12 protein-coding genes are annotated in these 12,476 nt (G+C 69.8%); 3 read left to right on the forward strand and 9 right to left on the reverse strand.

The genetic code is table 11. From position 1 onward, the window contains the following. The 5 genes from tsaB to K8O92_03625 all read right to left on the reverse strand — a co-directional run bounded on the left by tsaB (position 1) and on the right by K8O92_03625 (position 5,099). Entirely contained in the window at positions 1-717 is a 717-nt protein-coding gene (tsaB, locus tag K8O92_03605) for a tRNA (adenosine(37)-N6)-threonylcarbamoyltransferase complex dimerization subunit type 1 TsaB (protein UAK33096.1), read from the reverse strand. A 55-nt stretch (positions 718-772) separates the two neighbouring features. Then, positions 773-1,300 (reverse strand): tRNA (adenosine(37)-N6)-threonylcarbamoyltransferase complex ATPase subunit type 1 TsaE, encoded by a 528-nt coding sequence (gene tsaE / locus K8O92_03610; GenBank protein UAK33097.1) that lies wholly within the window; start codon positions 1,298-1,300, stop codon positions 773-775. Continuing rightward, the gene (locus K8O92_03615; GenBank protein UAK33098.1) at positions 1,218-2,306 is read right to left on the reverse strand and encodes an alpha/beta hydrolase; all 1,089 of its coding nucleotides are present in this window, start codon (positions 2,304-2,306) and stop codon (positions 1,218-1,220) included. Before K8O92_03615 ends, tsaE begins: the two co-directional genes overlap by 83 nt. Further along, entirely contained in the window at positions 2,303-3,538 is a 1,236-nt protein-coding gene (gene alr / locus K8O92_03620) for an alanine racemase (GenBank protein UAK33099.1), read from the reverse strand. Before alr ends, K8O92_03615 begins: the two co-directional genes overlap by 4 nt. Before the next feature lie 118 nt (positions 3,539-3,656). Continuing rightward, complete coding sequence (locus K8O92_03625) at positions 3,657-5,099, reverse strand: NAD(P)H-hydrate dehydratase (protein UAK33100.1); 1,443 nt, start codon at positions 5,097-5,099, stop codon at positions 3,657-3,659. A 42-nt stretch (positions 5,100-5,141) separates the two neighbouring features. On the opposite strand from K8O92_03625, the gene K8O92_03630 reads away from it, so the two are divergent. Then, the gene (locus tag K8O92_03630; GenBank protein UAK33101.1) at positions 5,142-5,570 is read left to right on the forward strand and encodes a cupredoxin family copper-binding protein; all 429 of its coding nucleotides are present in this window, start codon (positions 5,142-5,144) and stop codon (positions 5,568-5,570) included. Positions 5,571-5,649: 79 nt separating this feature from the next. On the opposite strand, the gene K8O92_03635 is transcribed toward K8O92_03630, so the two are convergent. Next, complete coding sequence (locus K8O92_03635) at positions 5,650-6,141, reverse strand: MarR family transcriptional regulator (GenBank protein ID UAK33102.1); 492 nt, start codon at positions 6,139-6,141, stop codon at positions 5,650-5,652. A gap of 134 nt (positions 6,142-6,275) precedes the next feature. Here K8O92_03635 and K8O92_03640 point away from each other — a divergent pair, with 134 nt between their 5' ends. Beyond that, on the forward strand, positions 6,276-7,463 hold the full coding sequence (locus K8O92_03640; GenBank protein UAK33103.1) for an MFS transporter: 1,188 nt from the start codon (positions 6,276-6,278) through the stop codon (positions 7,461-7,463). A 49-nt stretch (positions 7,464-7,512) separates the two neighbouring features. On the opposite strand, the gene glmS is transcribed toward K8O92_03640, so the two are convergent. Further along, positions 7,513-9,396, reverse strand: coding sequence for a glutamine--fructose-6-phosphate transaminase (isomerizing) (glmS, locus tag K8O92_03645; GenBank protein UAK33104.1), 1,884 nt, complete (start codon positions 9,394-9,396; stop codon positions 7,513-7,515). Positions 9,397-9,432: 36 nt separating this feature from the next. Here glmS and K8O92_03650 point away from each other — a divergent pair, with 36 nt between their 5' ends. Beyond that, complete coding sequence (locus K8O92_03650; GenBank protein ID UAK33105.1) at positions 9,433-10,290, forward strand: hypothetical protein; 858 nt, start codon at positions 9,433-9,435, stop codon at positions 10,288-10,290. Positions 10,291-10,317: 27 nt separating this feature from the next. On the opposite strand, the gene K8O92_03655 is transcribed toward K8O92_03650, so the two are convergent. Both K8O92_03655 and K8O92_03660 read right to left on the reverse strand, forming a co-directional pair. Beyond that, complete coding sequence (locus K8O92_03655; GenBank protein ID UAK33106.1) at positions 10,318-10,668, reverse strand: hypothetical protein; 351 nt, start codon at positions 10,666-10,668, stop codon at positions 10,318-10,320. A 49-nt stretch (positions 10,669-10,717) separates the two neighbouring features. Next, positions 10,718-12,457 carry a hypothetical protein gene (locus K8O92_03660; GenBank protein ID UAK33107.1) on the reverse strand — a complete coding sequence of 580 codons (1,740 nt, stop codon included), beginning with the start codon at positions 12,455-12,457 and terminating at the stop codon, positions 10,718-10,720. Between the last annotated feature and the right edge of the window lie 19 nt (positions 12,458-12,476).

Genomic DNA, 12,476 nt, shown 5'->3' on the forward strand with positions numbered 1-12,476 from the left:
TCACGCTCCCGTCCGGTCGAGTCGACGGTAGGCGTTCTCGACCGCGTCCGGCCTGCGCAAGTACAGCGGAACCAGCGGCTCCGGCACGCTGCGCGACAGCAGCTCGGGGGCGGCGACGCGCACCAGTCCGGCGGGCGAGGGCGTCTCGGCGGGCAGCACCGGCAAGTCGAAGAAGTCCACGTGCGAGGCGGATCCGGCGATCGCCGTGGCTTGTCCTTCGTCCAAGTCGGAGGGCTTGCACACCTCGGGGCCTGCCACGCGCGCGCCCTCGCGGTACCGCGCCCAGTACACCTCCCGCCGCCGCGCGTCGGTCACCACGAGCAGTTCGGCATCGAGCGGGAACTCGACCGGAGGCGGCACGGCGGGGTCGATGGCGGCGTCGGCGGCGATCGCGTCGAGACTGCACACCCCGTACACCGGAATGCCGAGCGCGTCACCGAACGCGGCCGCGGTGGCCATACCGACGCGCAAGCCGGTGAACGGCCCCGGACCGACGCCGACCACGATCGCGTCGATATCGGTCCTGGAACGGCCTGCCTCGTCGAGGCATTCGAGGATCTGCGGGGTGAGCACCTCGGCATGAGCACGGGGGTCGACCCGCACCCGGGAGGCGACGGTGCGTGCCAGGACGGGATCCGCCGAGCCGGCGCCCTGCTCCAATTCCACCAGTCCCGCTGTGACGGCGGGGGTCGCGGTGTCGACGGCTAGTACAAGCATGATTGGCCCAACGATACCGGGTGGTAGGCCCCACGGATGCAGAGCTACCTGATAGCTAATCCACCCATTCCCAGATCGCGGTGCGCACATCCGAATCCGGCTCACGCGACAGCAGCACGCGCAGGTGGCGCTCGGCGAGGTGCTCGACCACGCCGCGGCCCCACTCCACCACGACCACCGCCTGATGCAGATCGGTGTCCAGATCCAGCGCGTCCAGCTCGTCCAGATCGCCACCGAGCCGATAGGCGTCCACGTGCACCATGGGCACGGCGGGCCCGCCCTCCCGCTCCCCGGCGCGGTGCTGGCGGGCGATGATGAACGTCGGGGAGCTGACCCGGCCCTGTACGCCGAGCCCCTCGGCGATACCACGGGTCAGCGCGGTCTTGCCCGCGCCGAGCGGGCCGTCCAGAACCACCAGGTCACCGGCGCGCAGATCCATGGCCAATTCCCGGCCGAGCGCCTCGGTGTCGGCGACGGTGGGCAAAATCCGAGACCGTCGATCAGCCACCGGACACCTCGGAGGCGTTTCCCGCCACCGGGTCGATGGCACCCGCGCGCACCAGCAATCGATCCAGCGCGGCATTGACGATGTCCGGGTACTGCAGATGCGGCATGTGCGCCGCCCCCGGCAGCAGAATGAGTTCGCTTTCGGGCAGAGCGGCGGCCAGCGCGCGCGAATTGCGGAACGGGATCACCAGATCGTGCTTACCGCCGAGCACCAGAACCGGTGTGCCCGCCAGCGCGGGCAACGCCGCCGACTCGTCGTGCAACTCGATGGCTTGGAGAAACTTCACGATGGTCTCCACCGGCGTCTGGTCGATCATCAGCGTCGCGAAGCGCGACAGGGTCGGGCTCACCGGACCGTGGAACGAGCTGACGTGCAGGATCGGTGTGATCACATGCCGCGCGGTGGCGCGGCCCGCCTGCACCAGCGCGGGCGCGGTGTGCACGGCCAACCGGAAGCCGTCGATCGCGGGGTTGCGCAGCAGTTGCCCGATCCCCGCCGCGGTGACCCCGGCCGCCGCGGTCGACAGCAGTGCGACGCCGATCACCCTGGCCGCGAACAATTCCGGGAATCGCGCGGCCGCGGCCAGGACCGCCATACCGCCCAGCGAATGCCCGACCAGCACCACGGGCCCGGCCGGAGCGGTGGCGCTCAGCACGGTGGCCAGGTCGCGGCCCAGCTGGGCGACGGTACAGCTCGCGGCGCTCGGCACTCCGGATCGACCGTGCCCGCGCAGATCGAACAGCACCATGCGAACCCGCGCGCCCCAACGCTTTTCCAGATCGCGACGCTGGAAGTGGAAGGAAGCCATGCTGTTGCAGAACCCGTGCACGAAAATCACCGTCACCGGCGCGTCGTCGGGGCCGCAGGTCCGGGTGGCCAGCGGCACGCCGTCATCGGCGAGCACGGTCCCCGCGCGGTCGGCATCGATCAGTCCGAAATCCTCGTCGCGGTAGTCGTCGCCCCGCGGGGGCCACAGCACGCGCGCGCCGGCGCGGCGCAGGGCATGGGCACCCGCCAGCGCGCCCACGAGCCCCACGGTGGCCAGCCCGCCGCGCAGCGGGGTCACCCGGAACCGGCTCACCGGTCGCCACCCGTGTAGCGCCGGGTGACCCGGCCGCGCGGCGAACACACCACTTCGTAGTGGATGGTGCCGAGCAGGTCGGCCCAGTCCTGGGCGTGCGGTCGCGCGCCGAAGAGGATCGCGGTGTCGCCCTCCCGGACGCCCGCGGCGTTGTCTCCCAGGTCGACGACGAACTGGTCCATGCACACCCGGCCCACGTTTCTGCGCCGGGCTCCGCCGAGCCAGACGTCGAATCGCCCGCTCAGGGGGCGGAACACGCCGTCGGCGTAACCCGTGGGGATCAGCGCGACGGTGGTGTCGTGCGGCGCGACCCACTGGTGCCCGTAGGAGACGCCTTCGCCCGCGGCCACCCGCTTGACCAAGGCGACCCGGGCCTGGAAGGTCATCGCGGGCCGCAGGCCGAAGTCGTTGCCCGGTATGGGGGACAGGCCGTACACGGCTATGCCCGGCCGGACCAGGTCGAAGGCCAGATCGGGGCGGGTCAGGGCGGCGGCCGAGTTGGCGATGTGCACCAGTTCCGGCTCCAAGCCGTGTTCCTTGGCCGTGGCGATCGCGTCCAGGAACCGGGCGCGTTGCACGTCGTTGTTGGGGTGTTCAGGTTCGTCGGCGTGCGCGAGATGGGAGAAGATCGCACGGAAACGCACCGCCTGCTCGTCGACCAGAGCGCGCAGCGCTGTCAGCACTTCCGGGTACTCGGCCGGTGAGACCCCGTTGCGGTTCAGGCCCGTGTCCACCTTCAAGGCGACCGTCGCCGGACGGCCGACGCGGCGCGCCGCGGCTTCGACCGCCCGCAGATGGGCGGGCGAGGAGACCCCGATCTCGACGTCGGCGTCCACCGCGCCCGCGAAGTCGGCGTCGGTGTTGTGCAACCAGCACAGGATGGGCGCGGTGATTCCGGCCGCGCGCAACTGCACGGCTTCCGCCACCGTCGTGACGCCCAATTCCGCCGCCCCCGCCGCGAGGGCGGCCCGCCCCACCTCGACTGCGCCGTGGTTGTAGCCGTCGGCCTTCACCACCGCCATCACCGCGGCGTCGCCCGCGTGTTCCCGCAGGATCCGCACGTTGTCGGCGATGGCATCCAGGTCGATGACCGTTTCCGCTTGCGCATTCACGGCAGTCTTCTCCGCCTCTTTCGAGTATTCGGGCCGTACCAGCCGGGGGGCGCTATATTCGCGTTCAGGTCTTCCGTCTGGTGCCGCCGGAGTTCTGGGCGTACCCGGGGAGTTACCCATGTGCCCTCGAGATCAGTCGTCGCGTTGGTTCCGGTCGAGTCTATTGGCGTGCTCGATCTCGGTTGCAACCGGTTTACGCGCCGGTCAGCGCTGTGCTCGACGCCACGATGAGTACAGCCTACGTATGGGCGAGGCCGCGAAGGACTCCGATCGCGGGACGGACGTGGGTCGCCAGGACGCTCGCCGAGACCGGGGCTCCCGCGGGCGCGCCGTCGTGGGCGGCGAGGTTCGCGGCCAGGGCGTGCACCCGCGCGGCCGCGGCAGCGGACCAGGCGGTGTCGCGACCCGCGGCGAGCAGCGTCCCGATGATGCCCGAGAGCACGTCGCCCGCGCCCGCGGTGGCGGCCCACGAACCGCCCGCTTCGTTGACCAGCACGGGGCCGCCCGGTGCGGCGACCAGCGTGGCCCGACCCTTCAGCAGCACCGTGACCTGCCAGGCATCCGCGAGGTCCCGGACCGCGGCCACCCGGTCTTGGCCGACTTCGTGACCGGTGAGGCGGGCGAACTCGCCCGCGTGCGGGGTCAGCACGGTCGGCGCCGCGCGATCGCGCACCAGGTGCGGCCGTGCGGCCAGCAAGGTCAGGCCGTCGGCGTCGACCACGACCGGTAGGTCGGTGTCCAAGATCTGGCGGAGGCGTTGCCCGGCGTCGGCATCGGTGCCCGCGCCGGGACCGAAGACCCAGGACTGGACGCGACCGGTGTCGGCGAGCTGCCGGGTGGCGATGACTTCCGGAAAGTGGCTCAGCACCTCGGCCGCCGCGGTTCCCGCGTACCGCACCATGCCCGACGTCGCGGCGACGGCAGCGGCCGCGCACAGCACCGCGGCGCCCGGATATGTCGCGCTTCCCGCGCATATGCCGGTCACACCCTGTGTGTACTTGTCGTCGGCCGCGCCGGGAACCGGCCATTCGGCGCCGATCGAGGCGGGCTCCGGTGCGACGAGACCCGGCTCCGGGAGACGTAAACCGATGGGGACCAACTCGATTCGGCCGCACTGCGGCGCGGCGAGCGCATGCACCGGTTTGTAGCCGCCGAAGGCGACCGTGACGTCCGCGCGCACGGCCGGGCCCTCGATCGCGCCGGTGTCCGGATCGACGCCGCTGGGCAGGTCGGCCGCGACGATCGGAGCGTCCAGCGCCGCAACGATTTCCGCGGCACGCGGCCGCAGCGGACCACGACCGGAGATACCCACGATCCCGTCGATCACCAGATCCGGGCGACCTGGGTCGTCGGCGACTCGACCGCCCGCAGCGCGCAGCGCCGCGAGTCCTTTCGCGTGCGCCCGCTCCGGGTTCAGCAATACCGCGGTGACCGCGACACCGCGGCGGCGCAACTGCGCTCCGGCGTAAAGCGCGTCGCCCCCGTTGTCGCCGGACCCGATCAGCAAGGTCACCGCCCGACCCGCGACACCGCCGGTGCGCTCCCGGAGTTCGCCCGCCACCACGGTGGCCAAGCCGTGCGCTGCACGACGCATGGGCACGCCGTCCGGCACCCGGGTGAACAGCTCGGCCTCCGCCGCACGCACTTCATCTACGGTGAAATAGCCCCGCTGCGTGGACATCGCCGCTCCCTTCGTCGGTGTGGCCTACTACGCTTGGCCATCATGCCAAGCGTCCGCCGCCACACCGGGACTGTCCGCCTCGTCACGGGAGTCGCCTTGGCCGGGGCGCTGCTGCTGTCGAGCTGCGGCGGAGACGAACCCGGCTCGGCCGCCACCACCACGAGGAAACCGGCTCGGCCCACCACCACCACTCAGCAGACCGGCGAGCGCAAACCCGCCGCCGCCACCGTGGTGGTGGACGATATGGAATTCTCCCCCGCCGAGGTCGCCGTCGCGGTCGGCGACACGGTCACCTGGAAATTCGACGACAAGGTCCCGCACACCGTGCAGGGCATCGGCGACAAGGCGATGGGCATCAACAGCCCGATCCTCGACCGGGGCGAGTGGAGCTACACCTTCACCACGCCGGGCACCTACCGCTACCTCTGCTCACTGCATCCGGAGATGCGCGGGTCGGTCACCGTCGAATAGCGGGGCGAGGGCGCGCTGCGGCGCGTTCGCGGACCACCACATGCCTGCCGCCAGATCGCAGGCTCCTCGTTGTATCCGGTCAGACCGGGCGGTAGTCGCGGGGGCGTGCGCCACGCGCCGAGCTGGTGTTGAGGGCTTCGACCGCGGCCACGAGCGGAGCGAGTTCGGGGTTGGCGGCGGCTTGACCGAGCGCGCCCGCGAGGGCGGCGTCGTGTGTGGGCCGGGCCCGCGCGAGCAGGTCCAATCCCGCCGGAGTGACGTCGGTGTAGATGCCACGACGGTCGTCGGGGCACAGGTAGCGCTGGAGCAGGCCGCGATCTTCGAGCCGGGAGACCAGGCGGGTGGTGGCGCTCTGGCTCAGGACCACGGCTTCGGCGACCTGGTTCATGCGCAGGTGCCCGCCGGGGCCATCGTGCTGGCGGCTCAGGACGACCAGCAGCGAGAACTCGCGAACGCTCAGGTCGTGGCCGGATTGCAGCGCCCGCTCGATGTGCGCCTCGATCCGGTCGTGCAGCAGCGAGAGTGCGTACCAACCATCGGCCAGGCCCGTCAGGGCGGCATCCGCGGTCATGGCGTTCCTTCGGCTCGGGGATCGTGCCTCCAGGATAGACAGGCTACGCAATATCCAGCGCTTGCAATTATCAAGCGTATGCAATTATTGTTTGCGCCTGTAAAGCTCTAAGGCAACATTCATGTGGAGGCTCCATGCCGCTCGCACTCCTCGCCCTGACCCTCGGGGCATTCGGGATCGGGACGACGGAATTCGTCGTCGTCGGTCTTCTGCCCGATATCGCGGGCACCTATTCGGTGTCCATCCCCACGGCAGGCCTGCTGGTCACCGGGTACGCGCTAGGCGTCGTGGTGGGTGCGCCGTTGATGACCGGCCTCGGCACCCGGGTGTCGCGCAAACGCATGCTGCTCGGCATGCTGACGCTGCTCGTTCTCGGCAACGTGCTCTCCGCGGTCGCACCCACCTTCGGGCTGATGCTCAGCGGACGGATCGTGGCGTCGCTCGCCCACGGCGCGTTCTTCGGTATCGGCGCGGTCGTCGCGGGGACGCTGGTCAGCGCCGACCGGCGTGCCGGTGCGATCGCGATCATGTTCACCGGTCTCACCGTCGCCACGATCGTGGGCGTGCCGCTCGGAACGCTGCTCGGTCAGCACTTCGGCTGGCGGCTGACCTTCTTGTTCGTCGCGCTGGTCGGGTTGGTCGGGCTGGTGGGAGTCGCGGCGTTGGTCCCGGAACAACCCGCCCCCGCGGACGCGCGGCTGCGCACCGAATTGGCGGTGTTCCGCAATCCCCAGGTGCTGCTGGCGATGGCGATGACGGTGCTCGGCTTCGGCGGCGTATTCGCAGCGATCACCTATCTGGCGCCGATGATGACCGAGGTCACCGGCTATGCGGAGAGTTCGGTCACCTGGCTGCTGGTGCTCTTCGGGCTCGGCTTCTTCGCGGGCAACCTGATCGGCGGCAAGTTCGCCGACCGCCACCTGATGCCGATGCTGTATCTCACCCTCGGCGGGCTCGCGATCGTGCTCGCGCTGTTCACCGTCACCGCGCACCACAAGGTGGCCGCCGCCGTCACAGTCGTGCTGATCGGCGCACTCGGCTTCGCGACCGTCCCGCCGCTACAGAAGCGCGTCCTCGACCACGCGGCGGGCGCGCCCACCCTGGCCTCCGCGGTCAATATCGGTGCGTTCAACCTCGGCAACGCCGTGTCGGCCTGGCTCGGTGGCGTCGTGATCGCAGCGGGTCTGAGCTACACCTCCCCCAACTGGGTCGGCGTGGGTTTGGTTCTGGTCGCGCTGGGTCTCGCGGTCCTGTCCGGATACCTCGAACGCCGCGACACCCCCGCCGTTGCGGCGGAGCCATCGGACGCGGTGCACGCATAGAAACATGCGAAGCGGCGGCCGCGCACTCGAGGGTGCGCGGCCGCCGTGCCTATTCCACGGTGACGGATTTAGCCAGGTTGCGGGGCTTGTCGACGTCGTAACCTCGAGCCTGCGCCACCTCGGCGGCGAAGATCTGCAGCGGGACCGTCGACAGCAGCGGCTGGAAGAGAGTCGGCGCGCTGGGAATCTCGATGAGGTCGTCGGCGAACGGGCGAACCGTGTCGTCGCCTTCCTCGGCGATCACGATCGTGCGCGCCCCGCGCGCCTGGATCTCCCGGATATTGCTCAGCAACTTCGAGTGCAGCACCGCGCGACCCTTCGGCGACGGCATCACCACGATCACCGGGAGGCCGTCCTCGATCAGCGCGATCGGACCGTGCTTGAGCTCGCCCGCCGCGAATCCCTCGGCGTGCATATAGGCCAGCTCCTTGAGCTTGAGCGCGCCCTCCAACGCCACCGGGTAGCCGACGTGACGTCCCAGGAACAGCACGGTCGGCACCTGCGCGAGTTCCCGTGCGATGGTCCGCACCTGCGGCGCGGTCTCCAGCACGCGTTCCACCAGCTTCGGCATTGCCTCCAGTTCGGCGAACTCGCGGGCGACCTCGTCGGGGTACTTGGTGCCCCGCGCCTGCGCCAAGGCGAGCCCGACCAGGTAATTCGCGGTCACCTGGGCCAGGAACGCCTTGGTGGAGGCGACGCCGATCTCCGGCCCGGCCCTGGTGTAGAGCACCGCGTCGGACTCGCGGGGAATCTGCGCGCCGTTGGTGTTGCAGATCGCCAGGACGCGCGCCTTCTGCTCTTTCGCGTGGCGCACCGCCTCCAGCGTGTCGGCGGTCTCGCCGGACTGGGAGATCGCCACCACCAGCGTGGAGCGATCCAGCACCGGATCCCGGTAGCGGAATTCGCTGGCCAGCTCGACCTCGACGGGCAACCGCGTCCAGTGCTCGATGGCGTATTTGGCCAGCAGACCGGAGTGGTAGGCGCTTCCGCACGCGACGACGAACACCTTGTCGAAATCGCGCAGCTCCTGGTCGGCCAGACGCTGCTCGTCCAGCACGATCCGGCCCGCGCCGTCGCGATCGGTGCTGAAATGCCCCATCAGGGTGTCGGCGACCGCGGCGGGCTGCTCATCGATCTCCTTGAGCATGAAGTAGTCGTGGCCGCCCTTCTCGGCCGCGGCAAGGTCCCAGTCGATCGTGAACGGGCGGGTGCGCGAACTCGCGTCCTCGCCGGTGAAATCGGTCACCCGGTAGCTGTCCAGGTTGATCACGACAGCTTGGTCCTGACCGAGCTCGACCGCCTCCCTGGTGTGCTCGATGAACGCCGTGACATCCGAGGCGATGAACATCTCGCCCTTGCCCACGCCCACCACCAGCGGCGTGGAACGGCGCGCGGCCACGATCGTGTCCGGGTGATCGGCGTGCGTGAAGACCAGGGTGAACGCGCCCTCCAGACGGCGCAGCACGGCCAGCGCGCTGGCCGCGAAGTCACCGGCGGTCGGGCCGTTCGCATACGCGCGGGCCACCAGGTGCACGGCTACCTCGGTGTCGGTGTCGCTGCTCAGCTCGACCCCGGCGTCCTCCAGTTCGCGGCGCAGCGGAGCGAAGTTCTCGATGATGCCGTTGTGCACCACCGCGACCTTGCCGCTGTCGTCCCGATGCGGGTGCGCGTTGCGGTCGGTCGGCGCGCCGTGCGTCGCCCAGCGGGTGTGCCCCATGCCCGTGGTGCCCACGAAGCGGTCGATGCCGGTTTGCGACAGCTGGGCCTCCAGGTTGGCCAGGCGACCCGCCTTGCGTTCCACCGCCAGCGCGCCCGCGCCGTCCAGGATCGCCACACCCGCGGAGTCGTAACCGCGATATTCCATGCGGCGCAACGCGTCAACGACGACGCCGAGCGCGTCTCGGTACCCGACGTACCCCACGATTCCGCACATGGCTCACCACACTACTTATCGGATAACGTTCACGTCGTGTCGGCGTCTGTGAAATCGCTACTGAGCACCCTGACCAGCCGGGGCCCGCACCGCGTGTTGCGCGGCAATCTGGCCATCGCCGGCCAGCCGGGGGTGGTGTTCACCCCCGAGTCCGGGCGGAATCTACCTGCCGTCGCCTTCGGGCACGGCTGGCTGACCGGGGCGGGGCACTACCGCACCCTGCTGGAACACCTCGCTTCGTGGGGGATTGTGGCCGCCGCCCCGGACACCGAGCGCGGGCCGATCCCGTCACATCTGGGGCTGGCCGCCGACTTGCTGACCACGCTCGACATCTGCACCGGCGTGCGGCTCGGCGACGGCGAGATCAGCGTGCACCCGGAGCGTCTCGCCCTGGCCGGACACGGCATGGGCGCGGGCGCCGCCGTCATCGCCGCCGGACGCCGCGACGTCGCCACCGTCGTGGCGCTGTTCCCCGCGCCGACGTCGCCGGCCGCCGAAGCCGTCGCGCCCGAGCTCGACGTTCCGGCGTTGATCCTGGCCGGCGCGACCGACATCACCTCGGTCAGCTCCAACGCCATCCCGCTGACCACCGCGTGGGGTGGTCCCGCGATCCTTCGCGCCGTCGACAAGGCCTCGCACAACGGCATCATCGAGGGCCGGCGCGTCCTCGCCGCCATCGGCGCGGGCAAGCACGAATCGAAGACCGCGCGCACCACCCGCGCCCTGCTGGCCGGATACCTGCTCGCCACGCTGACGGGCGACAAGACCTACCGTCCCTTCGCCGAGCCCGACGAGGTCATCCCGCACACCACGGTCATCGACCCCGAAGCGCCGCAGGAGAAGGAGCCGCCGAAGCTGAAGGTCGGCCAGTTGGCCGCGCTGCTGCGACGGTAGCCGACTCACCGGTGTCCGGAGCGCCGGTCAGATCAGCCAGCTCTTGCGCTGGTAGAACTTGGCCTCCTCGTCCTCCTCGTCGACCGGCGCGACCGTCTGATTGGCTCGCCGGGCGGCCATCGATCGCGCGACGGCCTCGCGCTGCTCCCGCGCTTCGTCCTCCAACCGTCGCTGCGCCTCCGCCTCGGCGGCGGCCTTGTCCAGTTCGGCGGCGTGCGTCGCCCAGAACTGGTCCATGTCCGCGGTCAAGCGATCGGCGAACTCTCGGCCGGTCGCCGCGGTCTGCTCGTTGATCGCCTGGATCTCGTCGAGCAGCAGAGACATGCGGCGCTGATTCTCGGCGGCGAGTTGCCTCGCTTCCTCGGCGTAGTTCACCACGCGGCGCCTCCTCGCTCCTCCGACGTGGCGGTACCGGTCGCGGCCGCGCTCACAGCGGACCAGCCTCGGCGAAGTCCGCTCCCAGCGGTCCGGCTTCGGCGAGTTCCGCACCGCTGTCCACCGGCGTGTCGGGTTCCGGCTCGCCTTGCTCCGGCAGCGGCTTCGGGTAGTGCTCGCCGTCTTCTTCGCGGCGGGTGCTCGGCGGGGTCGCGCTCGGCAGACCGGGCCGACCTGTTTCGGTCTCCGGAGCCGGGTCGGGCGATTTCTGCTTCTCCTGAGCCTCCGGCTCCGGAACCTCAGGCGCCGAAGCCTCAGGCGCCGAAGCCTCAGGCGCCGGAGGCTGTGCGTTCTCCGCTTTCGGATCGGTGGTCGAGATGATCGGCATCCCGTGCTCGTTCAGCTCGACGGTGAACTCCTGTTCTTCGCCGGTGGCGTCGGAGAGGAGGAGTTTCAACCGGCCGTCCGGCCCCATCTCGAACTTCACATGCTTTCCGCCGATATCGAATTCGGCCTTCGGCGCCACTTTCTCGTTCTCGGCTTCTTCGTTTTCGACGTCGGCCTCGGCGTTCTTCGGATCGACGCTCTGCATGAGCTTTTCGACCGCGTCATCGACCCCGCTTTTGATCGTGCCGCTCAGCGCGGACAGCCCCTGGGTGACCGCCTGGCCGAGACCCGTTGCCAGGGGGGAGAACTCCCTGGCCACCTGGCTGATCGCCGCCAACCCGTCCAGCGACGGCGTCCTGAGCGCCGGGGTGGTCGGGTTGCTGGGCGTGGTCGGAGTAGTGGGTGTGGTCGGTGTGGTCGACGTGGGTACGCTGCTGGGTGTGGTACTCGCCGGGGTCGTGGTGGCGGGTGTCCCAGGCGGCCCCGGGGCAGCCGTGTTCGTGGGATTGTCCTGGCGCACAGGAGCATCCAGCTGGGGGGTGGCCGGTCCTTCCGGGCGGGGGTAGGCCTGCTCGGATACCTGCGCCATCGCATCGGTCAGGTTCTTGTACTGGTCCTTGAACAGGCGATCGACCTCGGCGCAGACATCGACATACGACCCCAGTTTTCGATCGAAATCCGGTTTGAAGGTCTTGGTCAGCCACTCATCGGTGACGCTGCGGACCCGGTCGCCGTACGCGCCGGTGAGCAGATTCTTGCTGTCGGAATTGATGAAGCCGAGAACGCTTTTGTTGATCTGGTCCTCCGGCACGGCGAGCGCGGGGAAGATGCGGCCGAGTTCGCGCACCTGGTCGGCGTCGATCCACTCCCGCGCATTGTGCACGTCGACAATGACTTTCACGTCTTCGGGAGTCTTACCGTCGATCTTGACGACTTTGCTGCCGCCCACCGGGCCCTCCAGCAACTCACGGGTGGCGAACGCCTTCGCGGCGACCGCCGAGCGCAACGAACCGGCCATATCCGCGATCACGGTCATGGCCGCCCGGGCGTGCTGCCGGTCCTCGTCGGCAAGGACCGACTGTTTGCCGAGCATGTCGAGCGCGGTGGCGGCCGCCGTTCCCTGCCACAACTCGGGCAACCTGCGGTTGTAGCCCTGCTGCGCGTCCCATTGCCGATCGACCTCGGCCAGAGCGACTTTCAGCGCCTCGCCCGCCTGCTCCAGCTTCTCCACCCGCATGCCGCGCTGCTCGTCGTACATCGCCAGCAGCTTGTCGACGTTCCCGCGCCCCCCGTCGCCGCCGAACGCCGCCTCGTACAGCGGCATGAACTCGATCCAGTACTGCAGGCCCGCGCTGCCCTCGTCCAAGAGGGTGTCGATCGCCTTGCCCTGCCACGAAATCGTCATGATTCCGACTCCTCGAATG

It is taken from the genome of Nocardia asteroides (assembly GCA_019930625.1).
Classification (GTDB): Bacteria; Actinomycetota; Actinomycetes; order Mycobacteriales; family Mycobacteriaceae; genus Nocardia; species Nocardia sputi.

Excerpts from the sequence above, each read along its gene's own strand:
- K8O92_03630 (UAK33101.1), top strand. The coding sequence starts at position 5,142 with ATGCCAAGCGTCCGCCGCCACACCGGGACTGTCCGCCTCGTCACGGGA.
- K8O92_03640 (UAK33103.1), top strand. The coding sequence starts at position 6,276 with ATGCCGCTCGCACTCCTCGCCCTGACCCTCGGGGCATTCGGGATCGGG.
- tsaB (UAK33096.1), bottom strand. The coding sequence starts at position 717 with ATGCTTGTACTAGCCGTCGACACCGCGACCCCCGCCGTCACAGCGGGA.
- alr (UAK33099.1), bottom strand. The coding sequence starts at position 3,538 with ATGGGTAACTCCCCGGGTACGCCCAGAACTCCGGCGGCACCAGACGGA.
- K8O92_03625 (UAK33100.1), bottom strand. The coding sequence starts at position 5,099 with ATGTCCACGCAGCGGGGCTATTTCACCGTAGATGAAGTGCGTGCGGCG.
- tsaE (UAK33097.1), bottom strand. The coding sequence starts at position 1,300 with ATGCCGCGCTGGATCGATTGCTGGTGCGCGCGGGTGCCATCGACCCGG.
- K8O92_03660 (UAK33107.1), bottom strand. The coding sequence starts at position 12,457 with ATGACGATTTCGTGGCAGGGCAAGGCGATCGACACCCTCTTGGACGAG.
- K8O92_03635 (UAK33102.1), bottom strand. The coding sequence starts at position 6,141 with ATGACCGCGGATGCCGCCCTGACGGGCCTGGCCGATGGTTGGTACGCA.
- glmS (UAK33104.1), bottom strand. The coding sequence starts at position 9,396 with ATGTGCGGAATCGTGGGGTACGTCGGGTACCGAGACGCGCTCGGCGTC.